The 255-nt window shown below is 54.9% G+C and carries 1 pseudogene; it reads left to right on the top strand.

Annotated features, from left to right (window positions below):
• A pseudogene (locus NE665_RS24565) lies at positions 1-255 on the top strand (hypothetical protein); the annotation flags it as partial.

The following is a 255-nucleotide window of genomic DNA, read 5'->3' as shown; positions in this document are numbered from 1 at the left end:
GGAAGCTGTTCGATACCGGAGACGGTCTTGCCATGGACCCCGACCAGAGTGAGGGCACCCTGGATGGACTGAGTGAGGCTGAGATACAGAAGCTGCTGGATGACAAGGTGGCGGAGGGACAGTTCATCCTCAACATCAACACCCGTCCTGTATTCAAAAACGGCACCAGCAAGGGGACCCTGCGCATCGAGAACAATCCGCAGAACCGCTATCTCATGGTCGTGAAGATCTATCTGAAGCAGGATGAGAAGGATG

It is taken from the genome of Clostridium sp. DFI.1.208 (genome assembly GCF_024463855.1).
GTDB lineage: Bacteria > Bacillota_I > Bacilli_A > Erysipelotrichales > Erysipelotrichaceae > Clostridium_AQ.
The sequence above is the reverse complement of the archived record's forward strand: the minus strand, read 5'-3'. Positions and strand labels throughout refer to the sequence as shown.